The organism is Methanolacinia petrolearia DSM 11571 (assembly GCF_000147875.1).
Classification (GTDB): Archaea; Halobacteriota; Methanomicrobia; order Methanomicrobiales; family Methanomicrobiaceae; genus Methanolacinia; species Methanolacinia petrolearia.
This window is the reverse complement of record NC_014507.1, coordinates 249,046-272,913: the sequence shown is the minus strand read 5'-3', so window position 1 is coordinate 272,913 and position 23,868 is coordinate 249,046. Positions and strand designations below refer to the sequence as shown.

The 23,868-nt window shown below is 42.5% G+C and carries 26 protein-coding genes; 17 read left to right on the top strand and 9 right to left on the bottom strand.

The annotated features are described in order from the left end of the window. Positions 1–13 precede the first annotated feature (13 nt). From nifE to MPET_RS01290, 4 genes are read left to right on the top strand one after another with little or no spacing between them, the layout of a single operon-like run. Positions 14–1,405, top strand: a complete 1,392-nt coding sequence (nifE, locus tag MPET_RS01305) for a nitrogenase iron-molybdenum cofactor biosynthesis protein NifE (protein WP_225353837.1) — start codon at positions 14–16, stop codon at positions 1,403–1,405. Then, positions 1,405–2,838: a nitrogenase component 1 gene (locus MPET_RS01300; protein WP_013328214.1), complete on the top strand. Its 1,434-nt coding sequence runs from the start codon at positions 1,405–1,407 to the stop codon at positions 2,836–2,838. Before nifE ends, MPET_RS01300 begins: the two co-directional genes overlap by 1 nt. 15 nt (positions 2,839–2,853) lie before the next feature. Further along, positions 2,854–3,162 carry a 2Fe-2S ferredoxin gene (locus MPET_RS01295; protein ID WP_013328213.1) on the top strand — a complete coding sequence of 103 codons (309 nt, stop codon included), beginning with the start codon at positions 2,854–2,856 and terminating at the stop codon, positions 3,160–3,162. A gap of 9 nt (positions 3,163–3,171) precedes the next feature. Next, on the top strand, positions 3,172–3,825 hold the full coding sequence (locus MPET_RS01290) for a Fe-only nitrogenase accessory AnfO family protein (protein ID WP_013328212.1): 654 nt from the start codon (positions 3,172–3,174) through the stop codon (positions 3,823–3,825). Positions 3,826–3,982: 157 nt separating this feature from the next. Here MPET_RS01290 and MPET_RS01285 read toward each other — a convergent pair whose 3' ends face one another. From MPET_RS01285 to MPET_RS01275, 3 genes are all read right to left on the bottom strand, one after another. After that, positions 3,983–4,870, bottom strand: coding sequence for a hypothetical protein (locus MPET_RS01285; RefSeq protein WP_048130471.1), 888 nt, complete (start codon positions 4,868–4,870; stop codon positions 3,983–3,985). Positions 4,871–5,277: 407 nt separating this feature from the next. After that, a complete protein-coding gene (locus tag MPET_RS01280; RefSeq protein ID WP_013328210.1) occupies positions 5,278–5,481 on the bottom strand; it encodes a hypothetical protein in 204 nt (67 codons plus the stop codon). A 29-nt stretch (positions 5,482–5,510) separates the two neighbouring features. Continuing rightward, on the bottom strand, positions 5,511–6,215 hold the full coding sequence (locus MPET_RS01275) for a hypothetical protein (protein WP_013328209.1): 705 nt from the start codon (positions 6,213–6,215) through the stop codon (positions 5,511–5,513). Positions 6,216–6,510: 295 nt separating this feature from the next. Between MPET_RS01275 and MPET_RS01270 the strand changes: the two genes are divergently transcribed. After that, the gene (locus MPET_RS01270) at positions 6,511–6,963 is read left to right on the top strand and encodes a peptidase (RefSeq protein WP_225353836.1); all 453 of its coding nucleotides are present in this window, start codon (positions 6,511–6,513) and stop codon (positions 6,961–6,963) included. Position 6,964: 1 nt separating this feature from the next. Beyond that, positions 6,965–7,714, top strand: coding sequence for a winged helix-turn-helix transcriptional regulator (locus MPET_RS01265; protein ID WP_013328207.1), 750 nt, complete (start codon positions 6,965–6,967; stop codon positions 7,712–7,714). Between the two features lie 303 nt (positions 7,715–8,017). Here the strand turns inward: MPET_RS01265 and MPET_RS01260 are convergent, their stop codons facing one another. Continuing rightward, a complete protein-coding gene (locus MPET_RS01260; protein ID WP_013328206.1) occupies positions 8,018–8,245 on the bottom strand; it encodes a hypothetical protein in 228 nt (75 codons plus the stop codon). 221 nt (positions 8,246–8,466) lie between these two features. Between MPET_RS01260 and MPET_RS01255 the strand changes: the two genes are divergently transcribed. Next, positions 8,467–9,309, top strand: a complete 843-nt coding sequence (locus MPET_RS01255; RefSeq protein WP_013328205.1) for a class I SAM-dependent methyltransferase — start codon at positions 8,467–8,469, stop codon at positions 9,307–9,309. Positions 9,310–9,431: 122 nt separating this feature from the next. Here the strand turns inward: MPET_RS01255 and MPET_RS01250 are convergent, their stop codons facing one another. Both MPET_RS01250 and MPET_RS01245 read right to left on the bottom strand, forming a co-directional pair. Then, positions 9,432–9,893: a tetratricopeptide repeat protein gene (locus MPET_RS01250; RefSeq protein ID WP_013328204.1), complete on the bottom strand. Its 462-nt coding sequence runs from the start codon at positions 9,891–9,893 to the stop codon at positions 9,432–9,434. A gap of 11 nt (positions 9,894–9,904) precedes the next feature. Further along, a complete protein-coding gene (locus MPET_RS01245) occupies positions 9,905–10,564 on the bottom strand; it encodes a hypothetical protein (RefSeq protein ID WP_013328203.1) in 660 nt (219 codons plus the stop codon). Between the two features lie 157 nt (positions 10,565–10,721). Between MPET_RS01245 and MPET_RS01240 the strand changes: the two genes are divergently transcribed. From MPET_RS01240 to MPET_RS01205, 8 genes are all read left to right on the top strand, one after another. Then, a complete protein-coding gene (locus tag MPET_RS01240; RefSeq protein WP_013328202.1) occupies positions 10,722–11,381 on the top strand; it encodes a hypothetical protein in 660 nt (219 codons plus the stop codon). Positions 11,382–11,584: 203 nt separating this feature from the next. Continuing rightward, positions 11,585–12,013 (top strand): hypothetical protein, encoded by a 429-nt coding sequence (locus MPET_RS01235; RefSeq protein WP_148222168.1) that lies wholly within the window; start codon positions 11,585–11,587, stop codon positions 12,011–12,013. 147 nt (positions 12,014–12,160) lie between these two features. After that, entirely contained in the window at positions 12,161–12,562 is a 402-nt protein-coding gene (locus tag MPET_RS01230) for a hypothetical protein (protein ID WP_013328200.1), read from the top strand. Positions 12,563–12,611: 49 nt separating this feature from the next. Continuing rightward, complete coding sequence (locus tag MPET_RS01225; RefSeq protein WP_013328199.1) at positions 12,612–13,001, top strand: hypothetical protein; 390 nt, start codon at positions 12,612–12,614, stop codon at positions 12,999–13,001. A gap of 327 nt (positions 13,002–13,328) precedes the next feature. Further along, complete coding sequence (locus tag MPET_RS01220) at positions 13,329–14,462, top strand: hypothetical protein (protein ID WP_048130465.1); 1,134 nt, start codon at positions 13,329–13,331, stop codon at positions 14,460–14,462. A 151-nt stretch (positions 14,463–14,613) separates the two neighbouring features. Then, a complete protein-coding gene (locus tag MPET_RS01215) occupies positions 14,614–15,417 on the top strand; it encodes a hypothetical protein (protein ID WP_148222166.1) in 804 nt (267 codons plus the stop codon). 562 nt (positions 15,418–15,979) lie between these two features. After that, positions 15,980–17,128 carry a hypothetical protein gene (locus tag MPET_RS01210; RefSeq protein ID WP_013328195.1) on the top strand — a complete coding sequence of 383 codons (1,149 nt, stop codon included), beginning with the start codon at positions 15,980–15,982 and terminating at the stop codon, positions 17,126–17,128. Positions 17,129–17,137: 9 nt separating this feature from the next. Then, positions 17,138–17,602, top strand: a complete 465-nt coding sequence (locus MPET_RS01205) for a hypothetical protein (protein WP_013328194.1) — start codon at positions 17,138–17,140, stop codon at positions 17,600–17,602. Positions 17,603–17,762: 160 nt separating this feature from the next. Here the strand turns inward: MPET_RS01205 and MPET_RS01200 are convergent, their stop codons facing one another. Beyond that, positions 17,763–17,966 (bottom strand): type II toxin-antitoxin system HicB family antitoxin, encoded by a 204-nt coding sequence (locus MPET_RS01200; protein WP_013328193.1) that lies wholly within the window; start codon positions 17,964–17,966, stop codon positions 17,763–17,765. A 231-nt stretch (positions 17,967–18,197) separates the two neighbouring features. Between MPET_RS01200 and MPET_RS01195 the strand changes: the two genes are divergently transcribed. Together MPET_RS01195 and MPET_RS01190 are read left to right on the top strand one after the other, a co-directional pair. Further along, positions 18,198–19,241 carry an AAA family ATPase gene (locus tag MPET_RS01195; protein ID WP_013328192.1) on the top strand — a complete coding sequence of 348 codons (1,044 nt, stop codon included), beginning with the start codon at positions 18,198–18,200 and terminating at the stop codon, positions 19,239–19,241. Beyond that, positions 19,192–21,780, top strand: a complete 2,589-nt coding sequence (locus MPET_RS01190; RefSeq protein WP_013328191.1) for a S8 family peptidase — start codon at positions 19,192–19,194, stop codon at positions 21,778–21,780. The genes MPET_RS01195 and MPET_RS01190 overlap by 50 nt, the downstream gene beginning before the upstream one ends. Positions 21,781–21,845: 65 nt before the next feature. On the opposite strand, the gene MPET_RS01185 is transcribed toward MPET_RS01190, so the two are convergent. Together MPET_RS01185 and MPET_RS01180 are read right to left on the bottom strand one after the other, a co-directional pair. Next, a complete protein-coding gene (locus MPET_RS01185; RefSeq protein ID WP_013328190.1) occupies positions 21,846–22,478 on the bottom strand; it encodes a V-type ATP synthase subunit D in 633 nt (210 codons plus the stop codon). A 9-nt stretch (positions 22,479–22,487) separates the two neighbouring features. Then, positions 22,488–23,867 carry a V-type ATP synthase subunit B gene (locus MPET_RS01180; RefSeq protein WP_013328189.1) on the bottom strand — a complete coding sequence of 460 codons (1,380 nt, stop codon included), beginning with the start codon at positions 23,865–23,867 and terminating at the stop codon, positions 22,488–22,490. Position 23,868: the final 1 nt, after the last annotated feature.

Below are 23,868 nucleotides of genomic sequence, written 5' to 3'. Positions count from 1 at the left end.
GGAAAAAGGAGGAATGACAATGGATAACACATGTTCGCTGACAGCAGAGACAGACAACCTGATCACAGAGCGCCGGAATTCGATCGTTACCACAGGTAAAAACAAGAGCAGCATATGCTGCACGTCAGACAGCCTGGCAGGCGCGGTAAGCCAGCGGGCATGTGTTTTCTGCGGTGCAAGGGTCGTTTTGAATCCGGTAACCGATGCAATCCACCTGGTTCACGGACCGATAGGCTGCGCCTCGTATACGTACGATATACGGGGCAGTCTTTCGAGCGGTTCTGAAAACTACAGGAAGAGCTTCTCCACGGATATGAAGGAGAAGGACGTAATCTTCGGAGGGGAGAAGAAGCTGGCCGCCTGCATAGACGAACTGGTGGAGAAGTACAACCCTCCCGCGATATTCGTCTACTCTACCTGCGTTGTCGGGATGATCGGGGACGACATCATTGCCGTCTGTAAGAATGCCTCGCAGACATACGGGATAGACGTAATCCCGGTCGAGTCGAGCGGTTTCGTATCGGGCAACAAGGTTGTTGGTTACCGGGCTGCAGGAGAGGCACTCTACAAGCTCATAACTCCAAAGGAAGGAGATGTCATCGAGAAGACAAGAAAGCTGAACTTCCTCGGCGAATACAACCTCGGAGGAGAGAAGTGGGTCGTCGAGAGATATCTCCGCGAGATGGGGATCGAGATCAATGTCGCAATGACAGGCGATTCGACGGTCGAAGCCCTGAAGAAGTCTCCCGGTTCGTGCCTGAACCTCGTGCAGTGTACAGGTTCGATGCACTGGCTGGCGAACAAGATGCAGGAAGACTTCGGCATACCGTACATCGATGTGAACTTCTTCGGTGCGGACAACACGGCCGAGAGCCTTAGAAAGATCGCTGAGTTCTATGACGACCCGGAGATTACCGCACGCTGCGAAGCCCTTATCGAAAGGGAGATCGGAGCAGTAAGAGAAGTCAACGAGAAGTACAGGAAGAAGCTCGAAGGAAAGCGTGCCGCGATCTACGTTGGCGGTGCTTTCAAGGCGTTTGCAATCATCCGCCAGCTCCAGGATCTCGGGATGGAGATCGTCCTTACCGGAACCCAGACAGGAAAGCAGGAAGAGTACGAGAGAATGGGCAGACTGCTCAGCGAAGGAACGGTCATTATCGATGATGCAAATCCGGCGGAGATAGAGAAGTTCCTGGTCGAGAAGAAGGTCGACGTCATGGCAGGCGGTGTGAAGGAGCGTTTCCTTGCATACAAGCTGGGCGTCGGCTTTATCGACCACAATCACGACAGGAAAGACGGCCTCATCGGATTTGAAGGGGCTATAAAGTTCATCCGCGAGGTATATGCCACCACATGCTCACCGGTGTGGAAGTACATGAGAGAAGAGAAGGGAGGATCTGAATAATGTCAGACTCCATTCACACCAGCACTGGTCGCACGGATACCGCCAAACTTGTCAACGAGAACCAGTGCCACATGTGCATGCCGCTCGGAGGAGTTGTCGCCTTCAAGGGCGTCGAAGGATCTATGGCCCTGGTTCACGGTTCGCAGGGATGCAGCACATACATGAGACTGACCAACGTGGAGCATTACCACGAACCGATCGACGTGGCATCATCATCCCTGAACGAGAAGCAGACCATCTACGGTGGTGAACAGAATCTCATGAAGGCGCTCGACAATGTGAGGAGAGTCTATAAGCCGAAGGTTATAGGAGTCCTTACGACCTGCCTGACCGAGACGATGGGAGAGGACCTGAACAGGATAATCTCCACGTACAAGGCCGAGAAGGGAGAGATCGATACCGACATAATCCCTGTCTCGACTCCGAGCTACGATAAGAGCCACACCGAAGGATTCTGGACCGCGACCAGGGACATAATCGCACACTACGCAAGAAAGGACATCGCCTACCACAAGAGGATCAACGTGATAATCCCGCATATCAGCACTGCCGATATAAAGGCAATCAAAATGATCCTCGATACATGGGGCGTTGAATACACGCTCCTGCCCGACTATTCCATGACTCTTGACCGCCCGTTCGCCGGAAAGTACATGAAGATCCCGGACGGCGGAACACCTACGTCGGCTATTGCGGAGATGAGCGGTGCCCCGGTTACGATCCAGTTCGGGCTCACCTGCGAGAAGAACATCTCGCCCGGACATTACCTCGAGGAGAACTTCGGCGTGCCCCTGATCAACCTGCCCCTGCCGATAGGCATCGGGAATACAGACATGTTCATGGACACCCTGAAGAGAATCACCGGAAAGCCCATGCCGAAGAACCTGGGTTACGAACGTGGTTGGCTTATCGATGCAATGGCCGATTCGCACAAGTACAATGCATCGGCAAGGCCGGTGATCTACGGCGAGCCCGAACTGGTCTATGCCTATACCTCATTATGCCTTGAGAATGGCTCGATCCCTTCGGTAATCGCGACGGGATCGGCCCACTCGCGGCTGATTCCTGCACTCGAAAGGCTCCTTGAAGAATCGGACTGCGACGAGTACCCGGTTATCCTCGAAGGTGCGGACTTCTCCATGATCGAAGCGGTTGCACTTGAGGCTGGTTCGAATATCGCAATTGGCCATTCGGGAGGAAGACTGCTCGAGGAGAAGCACGACATCAGGATCGTCCGGGCCGGTTTTCCGATCCATGACCGCGTCGGAGGCCAGAGGATACTTTCTGCAGGATACGCAGGAACTTTATCATTCCTCGACCGGTTTACAAACACCATACTCGAAAAGAAGCACTCGTCATACCGCGAACTAAGGAAGCAGGAGCTGCTCTCGAAGATAGCCGCGGTAACGGAGACAGGATTTACAGCAGAATAAACAGAGGTGAAAGATTTGCAGAAACCAAAATACCACATATTCGTATGTTCAAGTTCAAAGCCAAACGGCCAGCAGAAGGGATACTGCCATTCCCAGGCAGGAGTGGATATCCTGATGAGATTCGTTGAAGAGATAGATGAACGAGACCTCGGCGGAGAAGTGTTCGTCAACAATACCGGGTGCTTCGGGATATGCGACAAGGGACCGATCGTTGTCGTATACCCGGACAATGTCTGGTACGGGTCCGTCACGCCCGATGACGTGGAGGAGATCCTCGACGAGCACATCGAAGGCGGGAATGTCGTAACCCGCCTGGAGATTTGAGTAAAAGTCATGTGTCCATGTGAAGCCTGCGAAGGGAATAAAACCGAAGTTGCAGTAATCCTGGGTTCCGAAGGGACTACGGGAATACTCTCCGAGCCCGGAACGGTCAGAGTATACGAAAGAGGCGATGACTGCTCGTGGCAGCCCATCCGCGAGACCGGGTTCGAGATGAAAGGAGAATCCCTTCAGGAGATCAGGCTTAAGATCTCCGGCCTGATGGATTTCTTAGGGGACTGCCGTATCTTTGTGGCGAGAGCCGCAAGCGGGGCTGTTTTCTTCGAACTCCAGAAGGCCGGTTTCTCAATCTGGGAGATCGAAGGACGGCCGGCTGAATTTCTCGATGACGTCGTCGAAGAGGAGGAAGCCGAAGAGAAAGCCGGAAAGTCAACCGTATTCGAGATCCCTGCACCCCTTGAAATATCTCCAAATAACTATACCATCTCTATCAAAGATGTCCAGGGAAAGATTCCCGGCATCAGCAGTAAAAAGATACTCCAGCATTTCGTCAGGACAGGAGATTTCGAGCGGCTCGAGGTAATTTGCGACCACGTCCCCCCGTGGATCGAACTCGATGCCGTTATGAGCGGACTTGACTGCGAGTCCGAAAAGACGGGGCCGGGAGAGTACCTTGTCGTCCTGACCCCTAAGAGAGCCGAATCATAACCTTCTTCATTTTTGAAAGTCTCCAGTTTGAAGTCATATATTTTCTTAAGCAGGTCCTCAAAAACGGGTAATTCGGACTAATATCTCTTCTCTCACGGAAGATCCATAGAAAAACCTGATCATCCTGTACATATCATATCTTGTGTTGATGTAATCTTTATAACAGGTCCATTAACTGATCAGGATGAATTGAATAAAGCATATTTAAACGAGGTACATAATCAGTACTCGGATAAAAGCGCACCGGGATAAATATCAGGTACGGTTCATCCAGACTTTCTGCTTTGGCACTTTCACTGAAAACATGATATATCTCATCCATCATTGTCTCATTTACCGGTGTATCGGGGTCCAGCCAGACAGAGATACCTCCTATGCAATAATCCGGTCCCCAGCCGTTGATAATTCCCCCGTTATATGCCCAGTACCTGGAATTGTTTGTAAAATAAGGAGCTACTGCACTCCCTATTGCATTCCATGTCTCTTCATCATAATAGATTTTATTAGACTCGTTTCCATACTCCTTAATGATCGGAATGTCCGGGAATTCTTCGGGATGGCATGTGTACATCTTCGGTGTATGGTCTATGCTTTCATTTCTATTGATCAAAACAACTATCCTGCTTGTGTTTATCTCCTGACTATTGTTGTTATACACCGTAATTATGTACTCGTCCGGCCAAAACCCTGTTGTATCTATTGTAGCAGACCATCTGTTTAATCCCGATTGGCCTGGTACGATTTGTGCTACCACATCTCTTGAGATATTATCTGGTCTAGCTTTTATTCCATGAATGAAATAAGATAAATAGAAATAAACCCGTATTTCATCATCTTTTGAAAGTGTTGTATTTCCTGATACTGTAAATGTATCATTAATAAAGTACTCTGAATCCGGTTGATCGATCCCGATTACCTGGGATTTGACTGAATCTTGTGCAAAAATTTCCGGAAGGACGGAAATGTGAAGAAAAGAAATGACAATGGCTAAAATGATTAATATTAATGCTATAAAAAAAAGGAGTATTTTCTTATCATTCATCATGGCTTCACCTTAATTCGCAGTGTTTAATGTTATACTCGATGGCCACGAGTTACCTACCCATAACCCTGATGGATGGCTCCAATAAGCGTTATTAACATACGATGTTACAGTTGCCGGAGAGATGTCAGATCTACCTGTATCAGGTACATAGAAATCGCTGAATGTAGTATCGCCGTAGATATATCTATTATCGGGAATTGTATAGCCTTCAAGCATTGGTTTAGCCGACAATTTTACAACCTCATTACCTCATTAAGGTGCGATCTCAGGTTTTGGATTACACCATTCATACAAATTTCTTGATTTATAGATCTAAAAGAATAATAAAACAGAATTACATTATATATTGGGTACAAATACCAGTGTTTGTGATTAAATATAATCGCTCCCATAATCACCTTCGGGCACTAATCGATCCTTCTAAGTTCAAGACCAAAATATATAAAGGACAATGTAAGGACCGAAGCGTAAATTGCCCCAACCAGGAGTCTGGGATCAGGTTCTACAAAAATCTTTAGCGAAGATACAACAATCCACACAGGTAAAAATGCCAATGCAATAATCGGGACTGAAAGTATTTTTAAGATCTTACCAATTTTATCTTCTTTCATGATTTCTCCTTTTTAAAATATGAACCGGATTAGTATCCGGCTCCTGTAACATCAAGAGTAATGTCGTAGTGGTATCCGCCTCCCTGTGGAACCCTGAATTCTGCACCCCCGATGAGTCCTTGTGATCCCTGATAATTTCCACTCCAATGTGGTCTGAAGTAACCACCACTAGATGTTGAAAGTTCATCAGGCCCGACATGACCGGACTGAAGATCGAACTCTTGAGAAACTCCTGCTGTTATACCTCCGTGATCTACCCCAAGACTCACCGTGATTTTAACCAGCGAACTTGTGTAGGTATCGCTGATGGGTTCCCAGTCGGTGATTCTTTCATTAGAATTCGTCAACGAAATACCCGGCTTAACTTCCCTGAGATAGGAAGGTATCAATCCGTCATCATTATTCATTCCGGTTGCCTTCATCCAGAGTATATAGTAGTCATAACTTGAATCCTGTTCATTTACTTTATACAGTTTATATGAACCATCTGCTGATGAGTACCCGTCGTCAGGCACATCCAGAGTGTCTGTTCTGACGCGCTGGACATTGTATGTCGATAGACCATAACTCTTTATGAGCATGGTATTCATCAATATATTATCAATTTGATCTTCAATTTTTGCTGCCTCTTTTGCGTCCCAAGGGGTGGATTCATTTATTGTCTTACTGACAATCTGTCTACTTTCTTTAATATCAATTTGTTCATTATCCGCACTAACAACCGAAACGAACATCGCACCGGCAAAGCGTTACGATCAATAGCAGGCTCAACACCCGCATTCCTGTTTTCATTTTCTTTTCACCTAAACTTTTTTTGTTTAAAACCGAAAAAAAGAGGAAATTTTAGAGACTTGTGTGATCTTCAAAGTTACATTTACCCCCAATATTTCAGTTGGATAACAGGGGCATGTTGTACCCCTAATTATCCGGTAAGATCTTTTGTGATATACCTTTTCTACGACAAAAGTGGAACCAATTCGTACTTTGTCGTAGAAAATTTATAATCAATTTTTTTCATATGATAAACTGGTGAAAAAATTGAAGCGAAAATTTTGCATAATTATGATTTTTTTGATTCTAGCTATGATTTCTGTATCTATAGTTTCTGCAAATGCTGAGACAGGTTATATTGTGCGCCCGTCTGAGAACGAAGATCCGATCATCATCACAAAATTATCAGATACAATTACTCAATCCGAAACCAACAGACATCAGATGTCTGTCGGTAACCAAGTAGATTATCTTGAAATATACCATAACTGGCAGTCGACCTCCGATTCGCTGTCGTTAACGATATACACACCTTCATGGCAAAAAATTGGAACATTCCATGATTTAGATGACGACACTCTTGATGGTAAAATTCATATCGATATTGTCCCTAATGGAAATTATGTTGAGCAGGGTACGTGGACATTTGATGTTTACGGCGAAAGTGTCTCATCACGGAGATCATATACATTCAACCTTATATCCCATTAAAATGAGACAAATCTATAAAATTTCATTTTTTGCTATTTTTATCCTAACATTCTTAATTACTACTGCCAGTGCTGCTACTGATTATACAGTAAGACCATCCCTGAATATTGGAAAAGAACCAGGTACATCCGTAGCAGGAGAGACTGTCACAGAATGCCAGCCGATTCCTGCATGGCTGGCAGTCGCAATTATTATATTTCCATCTATGGCCTCTTTTCCAATTGAGATTGTCGGATCCCTGAAAGGATTGTTGTATCTGGGATTACGGAGAATCAATCAGGGAAATGTCCTGGAAAATTCAAACAGGGAAAATATATATTATTTCATCCGGGAAAATCCTGGAATATATCTAAGAGAGCTTGAAAAGAAATGTACTGTCAAAAGGGGATCACTGGAGTACCATCTGAAGATTCTCGAACTGCTACATCTTGTGGCAGTTTACAAGGATAATAACAAGAAAAGGTACTTTGCCAACGGTTCAACGAATCCTGAAGATATGGCATTAATTTCATTGATCCAGAATAAAAACGAGAAAGTGATATTATCAACTTTATACAATAATAAAAACCTTGATAACAAGGAATTAGCTGAAAAAACCGGTTTTGCACCATCAACCCTCAGCAGACATCTTAATCACCTGAAGAAATCAGGACTGATTGTAGGAGAAATCGACGGCAACAGGATAAATTACAATATTTCGGAGTCATATTATGGTAAACTATCTTATTATATCACAACAGAATCCGTTTAATTAATTGATGATCTCTAACCAGTGTAACCGATTCTGGTCTTTGCAAACATCCATCACTCAGAAATAATTCAGCAACAATTTTCTGATATCAAATGATAGATATTATCAGGCAGGTTAATTTTCCCCTTTTTTTCCGGTTTTTTTCTGCACTCAACTCCTCGTCGAACTTACCAGTGCAGGAATTACGAACAGGGCAAAGATCCCCGGAACCCTGGATTAGTGCAATTACTCATCAGTGTTCAAAAGTGGCGGGATCGATTACAGGGAACTCCCCGGATATTTGGATCACCTGCCCGGCTTTGCTTATAAACACCAGATAAGGGATCGGCTGTTTTCCTCCCTTATCGACGGATATCTTTCGGCCGGGCCGTAATCGATGATTGCGTATTCATAGCCATCTAAAATATCAGCAACACCGGGATCAGCCAATGCTATGTCGGTCAGTTCATCGCCGGTATATTCCTTTTCCGACAGGCATCCGGAGGCCAGGATAATGACAATCAATAATGAAATGAGTATGCCTTTGTTCATAACAACCCCAGCCTGATAAAATGTAATTGAGGATGAACTAATATTTCTTTTTCGATCATCAGTAAGTATTGACCCCGCCTTTCCGGACGGGAGGAACCGGATTACTGTATAATTATGGATTTCATTTTATTCCCGAAAAAAGATCATTACTAATGAGTACCCATAAATTGTAAATTAACAGGACAGCCTGAAGAATATCCCGATATATTAAACGTGAAATAATGGATTTAAAGAGATTTGAACGAATTACTCAAAAGCCCCCTATCTACGAGAAGGGCAACTGCGAGATGTGGAACGACGATCACATCTCGAAGATTCTCCTTGAAACGCACCTGAGCCAGGAGTCGGATCTTGCAAGCCGGAGAAAACCGGCGATTGAAAAGACAGTCGGATGGATTCTTGACCGGCTTGGAAAGGAAAACGCCAAAATCCTCGATCTCGGGTGCGGTCCGGGACTATACTGCGAGATGCTTACAGAGGCAGGGCATGATGTCACCGGCGTTGACCTCTCGAAAAGGTCCATAGATTATGCAAAGAAATCAGCAGAGGAGAGTGGCCTGAATATAGAATACATCAACAAAAATTATCTCGATCTTGATCTTTCCGAAAAGTTCGATCTCGTTATGATGATCTTCTGCGATTTCGATGTCCTTAATCCTGACGAGAGAGACAATCTGCTTGAGAAGATATATTCGGTATTGAAGCCCGGCGGAATGTTCGTCTTCGATACGATGAACGACAACACACCTGCCATAATGAACCCCGGTGAAAAAAGCTGGGAAGCTACCGCTTCAGGCGGATTCTGGAGGGCCGAACCGTACCTTGCCCTTACGGAATCGTTCCATTACGAGGACGAAAAGGTCATCCTCAGCCAGACGATCATATATTCAGAACCGGATGACTATCGTATCTACCGGTTCTGGACGAATTATTATAATTCCAGCGATCTTAAACAGATTCTGGAGGGCAGGGGATTTTCGGATGTCACCTGTTATGAGAATGTTCTCTCCACTGAGGATTTTTACTGTGCGGAGACCGTTGATTTCTATACTGCAATAAAGTGAGGATGAAACTCCTCAGTTTATTCTTTTCCTTCGAATAATTCCATCGCAGTGCAGCCGATCTTCCTTTGGACGATTTATTCCCTGCTCAGGATTGCGGCTTTAAAAATTATAAAAATAAATTTTCATTCTTCTTTATAGGAGACCGCAATAAAATCAGTCCCCTCCGATCCGAACTCATCGACATCCGGAATCGATCCGGCAAGAGACGGATCATATTTCACTGCATTATCGAAGCATACCGAAGCCCCGTCCTTATCGCCCGAATTCAAGAGGATGATGCCTTTAACGTACCATGCAAGAGCATATTCCGGTTCCAGTTCAAGCGAACGGTTCACGCTTTCCAGGGCTTTATCGTACTGGTTGAAATTGCCGTTGTAATACATCGCCCTGACGCACCATGCAGTCGAGTTTTCAGGATCTGATTCCACCATCTGGTCGTAATACTCTGCACTTGCATTCACTTTTGCGGCAAATTCTGCCAGTCTCTCCTGGTAGTCCTCATCCGGATGCCCCATGCACCCGGAGGAGAGGAGGGCTGGGATCACCATAAGAATAACGGTCAGTAATATGTTCATCTTTTTCATAATTTTAAACCTCATAAATCAGGTAAGGGTATTCTGTAATCGTGATCCACGTCCTTTGTAGAATACACGATATACAAAGGCTTCGTAGAATTCATAGCGGATTCGGTAGCCTGAACAGGGCTTATACGGATCACAAAATTATCTCCGGACTGCGACTGGAAGATGTACTCGAGATGGTAGAATCTTAAACCGCTCCCGTCGTTATATTCCGCATCGATGAGTATAGCCCCAGCCAGTTCAGATTCGTTGATATCATAGATTATGCTGCTATAGTCGTCTACGCTAATGTTGTTTTTCTGCACCCTGGTTTCCAGGAATATATAATCCAGGTCGTATTCGGCATCATAGATCCTTGTTTTCAGGGTGGTTGAATTGTCACGTTTTAATCCCAGATCATGAATTTCCACAAGATCGCAGGTCATGACATCAGGCGGAATGTAGATCGTCCCGTATTTCTCAGTGATATATTCCGGAACAGACTCGCTCGTATTGAACCTTGCCTCGACTGCATTGGTGTATCCGACTATATCACATATAAGCTCGGCATTTTTCGGATTCTCCTCCACAAAGGACTGACCGCTACCACCTGAAAAAATAACCGCCGATAAAGAGATAACGACAATAAATACGGCTACAAGACCTAAAGCCAATATAACCTTTTTTTGTTCCATTAAACCCCCACAACATTTAACAGTTGGAAACGAGTATTAAAAAAATGTTCGGACTGAAAAGCGAAATCAGGATATAAGAAAAAATTATCAATCACCGGATATAACTTGATATATCAGCCGGGCCTGCTTCGGCAGGTTTGCAGATGGGGTATAGAAATTGCTGGAGACAGATTTTTTCGACAAGCTTCTTGATGATTGGGCGGACGGGCTTTTATATCCGGAAAGCCAGATCGCGGTTTTCAACCGGATCCGTGATCTGCCATATGCCATAATGCCGGACCAGACCGATCCGCTCAGGGGCCCTCTCAACCTCTTAAAGGAAGGGAGAGGAGATTGCACTTCTAAACATTTCCTCTTGGGGATTCTCTTCGAAAGGCTCGGGATCTCGGTAAAATACATGAGTGTCCCGTTCCTATGGGACCAGCAGGAGTTCCGGTATCCCGACAATCTCAGGGAGCTCGCGGAATCCCTTCCGGTGAGTTACCATCTCGCCTGCAGGGCCCTGATCGGCGAGAGGTGGGTGCTGGTCGATGCAACATGGGACATTCCGCTTGCAGCGGCCGGGTTCCCGGTGAACAAAGAATGGGACGGTCTTTCAGACACGCTCCTCGGGGTGGTGCCCACACTTGTCATTCCCCCGGAAGAAGAGGAGAGCGTCTCCGAGATCGTTCACGAATCTGCGGATGAGAGACCGGAACTGCACAGGAAGGTCAGGAGACAGTATACTCCTGAAGATTTCGCCAGAAGGAAGGAGTTCGATGAGGAGTTTGGTTTGTGGCTGGATGAGATCAGGAGAGGGAACCGGAGAGAGGAGTGATTTTACACAAAATAATCAATCTCCCGATAATTTCTAAATTATTATGGAGGTAAAGCATGATCATAATTTTTATTTTTATAATAATCCCAATCCTGCTTTCTCTTTCATTATACGCATTATTGAAGAATTTAAATGGTAAATTTAAAAAAATAGTGCTGGTTTCTGCCCTTTATACAATATTGTTCATAATAATTGCATCCTATATGAATCAGATACAACCCGGTGATCCTCTTGTAATTATTTTAGGTCTGATATTACTCACGTTCTCAATTGCATGCCCTTCTGCGATTGCCGTTTTTTATTTTAAAAATACGTTCGAAAGAAAATATGAGATGGCTGAGGCATTCTTCTTCCCGCTCGTATCATTGCCCTACCTTGCATTCTTTATCAGTCCGGAATTAATCGAAGGCCAGCCTCTCCCTCCGGATTATTTTCAGAGCATAATCCCACTCTTCGGGTGGTTCATCGATCCGGTCTTCAAAGATGCAGGCCTGGCAGTAAGCCCTGAAACATCGATTATTACGGGTTTGATATCAGACATCGGCATCTTTTTCGAAGTTCTCATCACCCTGTTTGTTCTGTGTATTATCATGCGAAAAATCAAGGAGACTGTTGACAATGTCGGTTCATAGTTTTATTGAATTCCCGCTAATTAGATCTAACCGTAGAAGAGTTCCCGGGGAAATCTGTCTTAAAAAAACTGAAAATTTTCCAGCAGGAAGGAGTTTGTCGCTAGCCGGATAAAGTAAGTATGAAGATACAAGGAAAGATTTGAAACAATGAATAAATTTCAGAAATTACTGGCCTCAGCAGTAATAATTATCCTTATTATTGTTATCTTGGCTTTCCCGCATCTGATGCCATCAACAGTTCCCCCGGATATTCTGCAGGTAATTCAGGTTTCAGAACAGAAGGCCGGGGAAGGCAAAATTATTCATCTTGATAATGAAAGTGTTTCGAATTATCCGGTTTTGGAAGAAGTTCTCCTGAACAGGGATTACTATGAAACGGATGAACCATATCAGGATGGAGACCTGCTAATCATCGGCAGTGTTGATTTTCCTGAAAAGATAAAACAGGATACTATTGATAAATACATCTTTGATAATGAATCGGGCAAGAGAAAATACTTTGAATATGCCGAAAATTACTACAGGATAGGAACCATATATGCAGATTAAGAGGGCACACCTGTGTCTTACGTAAATAACTAACCGGTTTCAATCAATTATGAAAGACATAAAGAAAACCCGGAAAAATATCATCCTGCTCATTGCATCAGTCTGCATAATTACTGTTGTATTAATCGGTTCATATGCCGTCTATCATCACATATTCACCCCGGATACTGTTTATTTCGCCGGAGCTTATCCTTTTGAGGAGACGGATTTAAATTCCGATGCCGTCGTTCTAGATTTAAGTGAGTTCGATTTCGAACAATATCCTGTTCTGAACCAGCTTGTGAATGATCCCGAAGGAGGCCATATCACATTCAATCACTTTGAATGGGACTATGACAAAATCCAGGATTTCAGGGACTTATACTGCGTAAAAAGAGAAGTTAACAGGTATGTCTTCTGGAACGGCACCTATTATCAAATCGTTGTCGGCCAGTCGTGATACAGGAAATCTAGAAAATTCGGTTTGATTTTGGAGAAGATGGCTTTCACTTAAAATCAAGAAAAAGATAATGAGAGAACAAAAATAATTTCTTTAATAGCCTCTGAAACCGGATAAAAAATACATGATCACAGGAGACACTGATGGCAGAAATTCCACGGACCGATACAAAAACTGAAAATATTGCTGTAAACCGTATTCTGAAAACTGTCAAAGCAATAAAGGAGATGACTGGATATGCAAAAGCCTGATAAGAGTGAATTCTATCCTAATTTTTTTCCGAACTTTCTGAAACCAAACATGAATCTAAAAACTATTTTTTGTATTTTGGCCTTATTCGGATTGATTGCCATTACCGGATGTACTGAACCCTATATTACGGATGCGGAAGCAGTCGTAATCAAAATCTCTCCTGATGGAGAAAAGATCTCGGAGACTGTTATAACCTGTCCTAACATATATCATGCATCCTCTTATATCCAGACTTCTGCCGTGGAAATATCCGGGGACGGATCTCTTGTAATAGTCCAATATCCAAACAGAACTACGGAATTAATAACCCGTGCGATAATTATTGACAACGACGGCAAACTGATAAAAGATACCGTCTTCCCGGCGATCGATAATGATATTTTCGACCTGATCGCCCTGGAAAACGATACCGTCGTTGCCCTTTCAGAAGACGGGATGCTGTATTCCTTCAGCTTAAACGGAGACCTGATATCAGAGACAAGCGTCTATGAACTTGACGGAGATATCACGAATTCAGGATACCCCTTCGCTTCCGCCGCCCCTGCCTCCGAGAACAGTATCATCCTTGCGGGTGAAGATAAAAAACCCGGATACGTGCAAGTCCTCAATATTTCCCCGGAGGAAAAGACAGTCCGCGAGACCAGAATCAAAATCGGCGGAATGCCGTGGGTCCACAAAGTAGTTCAGACAGATGACGGAGATTTCCTGATCGGCGGCTCATATTCGGACTCCGAATCGTTTCCTCTTTCCCGTCCATGGATTGCAAAGACGGATGATGAAGGCAGTCTGCTCTGGGAACATAAACTTGGCAACGTGGGTGATGGGTTCCTCGGTTTTTATGAGAGCGAAGTAGGAGAATATCATATCATCTACGCTTCATCAATAACCGATGAAAAAGGGTCCACCCGTGACCAATATATAGAGGCAATTGTGGATAACAGCGGGAATCTGGTAAGTACGACCAACGACACTATTTTAAAATATCCCAGTCTGATCTCGAAAGACGGCCTGGTATTCACGGAAACCATATCCGGCACAGATGGCGGGAAGAAACTGCATATCATTAAAACAAATGCCGAAGGTGAAACGGAATGGGATAGTCTCTATGAACTGACAGAGTCTTCTGCAACCAGCTCAAGTATCGGTTCCGGGATAGTTCAGACGGCTGACGGAGGATACCTGATAACCGGAGCGAGATATTATTACTGAATCGTTTTTTTAGAACTGAAATAAGGAACGGCCGGAGTTGTACAAGTTTATTTACAGGCGAAGGAGAGATCCACCACCTCTCTCATTCTAAAAAAATACCAGTGAAATTTAAGTCAAAGAAAAAAAATTAATTTTATACAGCCTTATGGAAATGAATAAAAATTACATCATAGCAGGGGCTTCATTGATCCTGATATTGCTGCTTATCATAATGACGGCTACAGGAGTATTATTTATGCTCCCCCGGCAGCTTTATCTCATAATAAATGGGACACTGCCGTTAACGATTTTAGCCCTTCTGATTATTGCACTGTTCGCATTGATGACAGGCAATCCTGAGAGTACTTTAGGGAAGATCATCAGCAGTACTGCTATTATCGGACTACTGGTGATAATTGCAGGGATTTTTGTTCCGATCCTTTACTTTGAGGCTTTCGTTCATAATCAGGGACAGACTTATGAAAGCCCTGAAATCCCGGATTACCAGAATACAAATTATTCAAGAGAGAATACCACATTTATCGACATTTCCCATAAAGACGGCATTGGAACAATTTTAGATCCGGAAGACACCGATTACCCTGCCATACATGCAGAATGTCTTGAACAGATACGCTTTATCAATGCCCAGATAAAAACCGGATTTTCCAGGACAGAACTGATTGCGATGAGGCAAAACAACTCATACGTTGCATTACGTTTCCCTGCTCCGGCTACGTTCAATACGAGCAATATCGTCGACGGGTCACCTAAGACTATAACAATAGATGAAGCGATATTCTTCCTGGATTCGGAATACGACGATATAATAATCACCCCCACCCGGGATGGCACCGGTGTCTGGGGAACGTCAGGTGACCGCGGAAGACTCAGGGAACTTGCTGATCCGGTTTTACAGATGTTATCAGATGAGCTTCAAGACAACGAAATTCTGATTTCTCAGATGAATACATAATGGGAGCAATTCAGATCGCCCTGGAAAATGCAAAAATTCAGATGATGCCTCCATAGAATATGAGATTATTGATGGATTCCAGACTTAAGCCTATAATTGAGCAGGATATTAGCGCCAAAAAAGAGGATTATTAATTTTGATAAGGAATATCCCTTAACACAAGAATCTAATCAGCGCAGGAGAAAAAATAAATGGTTATCATCCACAGTTTCCTGAAAGATTCTCAAAACATTGGTTATACCAAATCTCAAAAAAATATCACCTGTTAATAATATAATTCTTTCAACAGGATCACCTTCAGTTCGATGACTCGGTCACAGCAGGTATATATTATTAGATCAACTTTTACTTTGGGGGCGGATGAAGGAGTGATCCTTCACTAAACTCCTTTTAAAAAAATCAAAGAAAAGGTTAATAAAGGACCGTATTACGGAGCCTAAGTTACACACAAACCCCGCAGTCTGATCCTTCATTTGCCGACCTATACAACCGGCATCTCCTATGTTAGCATTATTGCGGATTAAGGTTTGCATGCCGGTAAAAAACTTAAGAAAGGTGAAAAATGAAAGTAAAATTTGGCATGCGGGCCTTATGCCTGCTATTTGTAATGGCATTCGCCGGTACGGTCTTCGTTCCGGTTGTTAGTGCAAGTGAAAACTCTGAAGATTATATCCCCGCAGATCAATTGATAAATGAAATCCCAAAACTTGCATTTAATAAAAATATGGATGAGACTGCCATAAATGGAGAGTTATCAATTTCGAATGAAAAAAATGAGAATTCAATCCCTGAAGGCTCGATAATTTATCATTTGAAAAGTGGAACGACGACAATTTTTAACTCAAAAGGAGATCAGATATTGATTGCGAACGATTCCGACGCAGAAAAGGTATCTACGCCTTCAGGCTTAAAGCCCGCAACTCTTGTACAAGAAATTCCATCAGGTTCACATATCAGCACAGAAGGGAGCACAATTTTTGTACAGAATGAAGGGAAATTAATTTTAACAATATTAACTGAAGCTCCGGAAGAAAAACTGGTTAACAGGGTTGCATGGCCGGATCAGTATATTGAAGGTTCCGAAAGCGGATCCTTAAATTCACTAGGTCAATATCATGCCAAATGGAATGTGCCACAAAGTCCTCAAAGGGTTTATGATGATGTAACTGAAAGATCGCAGATTGCAATATGGAATGGAGTTCAGACCACAGATGGAACAAAGTTAATCCAACCTGTTCTCGAGTGGTATTGGAAAGATCATGCTTATGATCCCGATCCCGGGAATGTCTGGACGGGCTCTTCATGGTTTGCGTATACAGGTTCATCTTCAGTATTACATTCAACACGACTATCTGGTATTCAGCCAGGCGATGTTATTGAAGGGGATATCCTCTATAACCATTACAGAGACTATTGGACTATAACTTTCAGAGATGTCACGAGAAACATCCAGACAACATATGTGGCTGAATCAATGCCAAATGATAATGTTGATGTTGAAACAATGCTTGAAGGTGTTACAATTCCTGATAACAGATATCTCTGCGGTGATACGACATTCAACGATTTCTATGTAATTGATACAGGAGGGTATGATATCTCGCCGGCAACTGTAACTTCATATGTTAATAACGCTTATTGGAGCCATCTATCCGGATTATGGGTAGGTAACTCGTGGCCATCAAGTATAACATTAAACACTGCAAACTAAGGTAAAGACATGATGAATAATAAAAAAATCCCTTTTTTTCTTATAGTCTCAATATTACTCATTCTGGTCATTGCCATAGCCTTGCTACAGTTAAACGGTTCTCCAGAGACTGCTGCACCGGATTCAGTCAGATCCAATATAATCGGAATTGATCCGTTAGACTCACAATATTACGCTGATGATGAAATTGTCATCTCCGGAAATACGACACTTCCGGCAGGAGATGAAATAAGGGTTCATTTTTATCAAAGTAGCTTCATTCATGGAAAAATCAGACCAAATAAAACATCAATAGAGATCGTGACAGATGTATTGCCTGGTGAATCAGGGAACAACAGATGGACGACTGTAATAAACACCACCGGATTTTGGCCGGGTGAAAATGTAGTTATGGCATATAGTAATACCAACAAGGAGATAAACGCAAGCAGGATAGTTATTTTAAACAACAGAGATAAAATCGGGGAGTATTAGGATCCGTCTAGTTTAGAAAGATCACACAACCCGAGATAAAATTATTTAATTTAAGTTTATTAAATCAAAGAAGCTCTTCCAGATTCATGTTAGCTTGTTTTAATAAATGGGAAAGGGTCGATCTTTTTATCGGTTTATGCATCCAGAGAAGGAGCTTATTTCATACAGCGATCTCTATCTGTTCAGCCTTTTCACCGAGAATCATTTCATCATCAATCGGTTCAAGATAAAGCTCGATTGCCTCTCTGATATTCTCTATCGCCTCTTCCCTTGTATCGCCTTCGCTGATACAGCCGGGAAGCGAGGGAACATAGACAGTATACCCTCTGTCTTCGCCGGGCTCAAGGACAATACGAATATTCATAGAGACTAATTATCGGTTTGAGAATTAAAATATGTAGTTCGAACGAAAATTGCCTGGATCGTCCACGATTCTGCAGGAGAAAGGCCGGAGTTATGCAAAAGGGCGAGGAGGAGCCATACCCCTGAGGAAGGAGGGTGGTTTGATTTGTGGGTTGAGGGGAGGGAAGAAATAAGTTGAAAATTCTTTATCCAAAGCTATAAAACTCATTACCCGAAATATTGGAAATAAATAATGGTTCGAGCAGATTTATTATTAAGTCTAGTAAAGAATAGCCTTTGCTGTGATAAAATAAAAACTAAAAATATTGTTGAATCAATAATCGCAGAGGAGAGAGCCAAAAATCACAGTATTCTAGCAAATAGATTAGAAATACTTCTAAACTCTTCATTCAACAATGAAAATTTTCAAAATAAAAATAATGGAATCAGCGATCAAAGGATATCAAACTTAGTTTATGAAGTGACTCCTCATTATAGATTAGATGACCTAATATTACCAACAGAAGTAATTCAAATATGTAATGAATTAATTCATGAACATAACCGTGTTGATTTATTGCGCTCTTATAATCTAGAACCAAGAAATAGAATTTTATTAATTGGACCACCAGGGAATGGTAAAACATCTCTTGCAGAAGCCATTGCTGAATCACTTATGCTTCCTTTGTTTGTAGTAAGATATGACGGGATTGTTGGATCATATCTTGGAGAAACTGCAAATCGCCTCCGAAGGTTAATAGAATATGCAAGTACTAGGAAATGCGTTTTATTTTTTGATGAATTTGAAACTTTAGGAAAAGAACGTGGAGACACACACGAAACTGGAGAGATAAAAAGGGTTGTTAGTTCTCTTTTAATGCAAATTGATTCCTTGCCATCACATGTCATTGTAATTGGAGCTACTAATCATGCAGAACTTCTCGACCGAGCGGTTTGGAGACGCTTTCAAATAAGGCTAGTTTTGCCTAAACCTGATGAAAAACATTTAGCAGATTGGTTTAAATTGTTTGAAAAGAGGATTGGTTTTTCTTTAGGATATAAACCAGAATTTTTAGCAAAAAAATTAAGTGGGATAAATTATTCTGAAGCAGAAGAATTTGGTCAAACTGTTTTCAGGCAGTACGTCCTAATGCAACCCATTTCAAATATTAAACCAATCGTAGATCAAAATTTGAAATTGTGGAGTGCTAGAACAGCAATAGTAAACCAAATAGAAGGTGAACAAGATGGAATCAGAGAAACCCCTAATAATATTTCCAAAACCAGAAAGAGTTGAAACTGTTAAAAGGCGAGGATTTGGAAAAAATCCAGAAGTTCCCTCTCACTCAGACCAAATATTAAGATTATCACCTAAACTTACCGCTTTACAAACTGCATTTAGAGAACAAAATGTTTCTATTCAAGATAGTAATATTGGAATTGAACCTGAAAAAGTATTAGTTATTGAGATTATTGGGAGCATTAATGACTTTTCAAACGCTGTAAAAAGAATTGAGGGTTTTGAATGGTTAGGACAATTTGATATCAATGATATTGAACCTGATCACTATTTTTATTACAAAGAAAACAACCAAAAAAGACTCTCAGGCAAACTTTTCTTAATAATGACAAATCAGTCAGCAATTAACGAAATGATTTCGTTATGGAGACGATATCAAAACGATAAAAATAGTGATTTGGGTTATGGCTATAATAAATTTAAGACTTTATTTAATTTGATCAAAGATATTAGATATTGGAATTCTAAAGATAGGCTAGAAGAGACTGGAATTCTAGAAAATTGGAAGGAATCTATAGAAAATCAAGACAAAGAAATGGTTTATTTTGAAATTGAGTTATGGTACAGACTCAATGAGAAAAAACGGGATTCTAATGTAAGTGAAATATCAAGAATTGTATCAAATTCTGGCGGTAGTATTCGAAGTAAATGTATAATTCCAGAAATAGGTTATCATGCTCTGCTTGCAAATTTACCAATACAGGTTATTTCTAAATTTCTTGATAATTACGATGCAGAATTATTAAGTTGTGAAAGTATCATGCTTTTTAGACCTGTAGGACAAATGGCCTCAGGTAAACAAAAAACTGACATCGATCTAACAGATTATAATATTGATAAAATCACGACGCCAAAAGGAGAACCCATAATAGCATTATTAGATGGTTTACCTTTATCAAATCATTCAATTTTAAAACAACACCTCATTATTGATGATCCAGATAATTGGGAAGTTGATTATCCAGCAAAAACTCGTAATCACGGGACTGGTATGGCCTCTTTAATTATTCATGGTGATCTATCAAATAGAACAAATCCTCTACCTAGGCCAATTTATTCCCGACCAATTATGAAACCAGACCTCTCAGAAAATGAATATGAAGAATATATCCCTGAAGAAAATGAATTGATGGTTGATTTAATTCATAGAGCTGTAAAAAATATATTTGAAAGTGAAGACGGATTTGGAGGTACAGCACCTACTATTAAAATTATCAATCTGTCAATAGGTGATCCCAATCGTCCATATATTAGAACAATCAGTCCATTAGCTCGCCTATTAGATTGGTTAAGCATAAAATATGATGTTCTTTTCATTGTTAGTGCAGGAAATCAAAATTCATCAATAATTACTGGAATATCTGATGAAGAATTTAATTCACTATCAGCAGAAGAAATCGAAAAATTGTGTATTAAAAAAATCACAGAGAACCTTTTTGATAGACGAATATTATCACCTGCTGAAAGTATTAACTGTGTTACTGTAGGTTCTTTATATCATGATTATTCAGAAACTCAATTAAAAGAACCACATGTTCAGATATTTAATGAATTAATTCCAAGTCCAATATCATCTTTTGGAAATGGATTTAATCGATCAATTAAACCCGATTTTATATTCAGCGGAGGTAAAACCCTTTATGAAAAAGAAGAAGTTAGATCTTCAAATGTTGAATTAAGAGATATAAGAGATAGATTACCAGGAAATCAACCTCCAGGTAATTTATATGCCACACCAGGACTACCTGGTGACTTAAAGAAAGTTAAGTATGGACATGGAACAAGTAATTCAGCTGCATTAACAAGCCATACAGCTGGCCAATATTATGAGAATTTAATTGAAATATTTAATTCAAATGATATTGAAAATGATGAATATCAAAAATTCTTAACTCCAATAATTAAGGCAATGTTAACTCACGGTTGTTCGTGGGGAAAATCGGGTCAATATCTCCAAGATATTTTTAAAGAAGATGGTTTGACATCAAACCATAGAAAGAGTTTAATAAATAGATGGATGGGTTATGGCATTCCAGATGTAGATAAATTGATAAATTGTAATGATCAAAGGGCTACACTAATAGGTTATGGTGAACTTGAAAATGATGAAGGGCATCTTTTTACTCTACCACAATTACAAGCTCTAAGTAATAAATTCATTCAAAATAAATTAACAATCACTTTGGCTTGGTTATCTCCAACAACGCCTACTTCACAGAAATATAAGAATTATAGGCTTTGGTTTGATGTGATGATTGGTAAAAAAATTACAAGAATTGATGTTGCTGATTCAAACCAAGTGAAAAGAGGCACAATACAGCATGAAATTTTTGAATGGGAAGGTGCAAATCCTATATCTGAAGATGATCTAATTCAAATTCGAGTTAATTGTTTAAGAGATATTGGAAAATCAAAAATCCCAATAAAATATGGACTCATAGTATCTTATGAAATTGCTGAACCTCTTGATGTTTCAGTCTATAATGAAGTGAAGAATCTAATCAGGCAACCTATAGAGTTACATTTGAATATATAAATAAAAAATCTTCTCTTTTTATACAAATTCAAAAAATTGTCGTAACAAAAAAAACACAAAAAAAATTATTTTGCCTGGGCCTTGGCCCTGATCTTCTTGAGACGGACAAGTTCGTCCCTCTCCATCTCATCAAGTCTCATCTTGATGAAGTCACGAGCCTCTGAAAGCTCAGGGATAACCTTGAACTCAAGAGCGTTGACACGGCGTTTCGTGGACTCGATCTCATCTAAAAGCCTCTTCATCGTCGTCTCGATCTCGGCAGCCCGGATGATCGAATCGACGAGCTCCTCGAAGGCTTCGGCAGTCTCGTCTATAACGGCAGACGAACCGAGGACACCATATCCTCTCTGGATGATGTCCTTTCTGACAGCCGAAGACTCAATCTCGGGCACAACGACACCCATGATGTTCTTCTGCTTGAGTGCAATCTGGGGATTTTCCTGCACGGCCATCGCCGCCGCCTTCACCCTGATCGCACCCTCGACAGTGTTCGCCACCGCGATCGTCTTCAACGCCTTTTCGTAGTTGTCGTTGAGTTCGCTCTTGCTCTTCTTCGCTTCCTCAAGCACCTTGAAGAATTCAAGGATTAGTCCGTCGCGCTTCATCTTGAGAATGTTATAGCCTCGTTCGGAGAGTTTGATCCTCTTTTTAAGGTTGATAAGTTCAGACCTTGTTGGCTTTACATCTTTAAGCGCCATATGCCAGGCTCACTCCTTCTTTCTGTAATTCGGGTGGTACTTGCGGATCATCTCACGGTCGATACGTGTAAGCTGATCCTCCGGCAGAGTTGCAAGAAGCTCCCATCCGAGATCGAGCGAATCTGCAATCGACCTGTCCTCGTCGTGGCCCTGGCGGACAAACCTGTCCTCGAAGAGGTCCGCGAACTCGAGGAAGCGCTGGTCACGCTCCGAGAGAGCGTCCTTTCCGACGATAGCCACGAGACCGCGGAGATCGACACCCTCCGCGTATCCTGCATACAGCTGGTCGGAGACCTTCTTGTGGTCCTCACGGGTCATACCCTCGCCGATACCGAGGTTCATCAGACGTGAAAGCGACGGCATAACGTTGATCGGCGGGTAGATACCCTTCCTGTGAAGTTCACGGGAAACAACGATCTGGCCTTCAGTAATATACCCGGAAAGATCCGGAATCGGGTGGGTGATATCGTCGCCGGGCATCGTAAGGATCGAAAACTGGGTAACCGAACCCTTCTTGCCCTTGATGATACCTGCACGCTCGTAGAGCGATGCGAGATCGGTATACATGTAACCGGGGTAACCACGACGTCCGGGAACCTCTTCACGTGCAGCACCGATCTGGCGGAGAGCCTCACAGTAGTTTGTCATATCCGTAAGAATGACAAGCACGTGGTAATCGAGCTCGAATGCGAGGTATTCTGCGGTCGTAAGTGCGAGACGCGGCGTGATGATACGCTCAACAGCCGGGTCGTCCGCAAGGTTGAGGAACACTACGGCGTGTTCGAGGGCGCCTGTCCTCTCGAAGTCGGCCATGAACTGGTTCTCTTCTTCCTTTGTGATACCCATTGCAGCGAATACGACAGCGAACTGCTCGTCCGAGCCCGGCACCTTTGCCTGACGGGCGATCTGGAGAGCGATCTCGTTGTGCGGAAGACCTGAACCCGAGAAGATCGGGAGCTTCTGACCACGAACGAGTGTGTTCGTTGCGTCGATTGTCGAGATACCCGTCTGGATAAACTCATCAGGCGATGCACGTGCATACGGGTTGATTGCGGCACCGGTGATCTCGAGCCTCTTTTCAGGCACGATCTCGGGTCCGCCGTCCTTCGGCTTACCGCCGCCGGAGAGGATACGACCGAGCATGTCCTTTCCGACAGGCATCTTGATAGTCTCGCCGAGGAACCTGATGCCAGAGTCCTTTCCGATACCGGCAGTCGACTCGAAGATCTGGACGACGACAATCTCGTCGGAGGTATCAAGAACCTGACCGCGTTTGATCTGGCCGTCGGCCTGGACGACGTTCACAAGTTCGGAATAACCGACCGGCTCCGTCTTCTCGACGAATACAAGCGGTCCCTGGACCTTTGTAACTGTGCGATACTCCTTCATC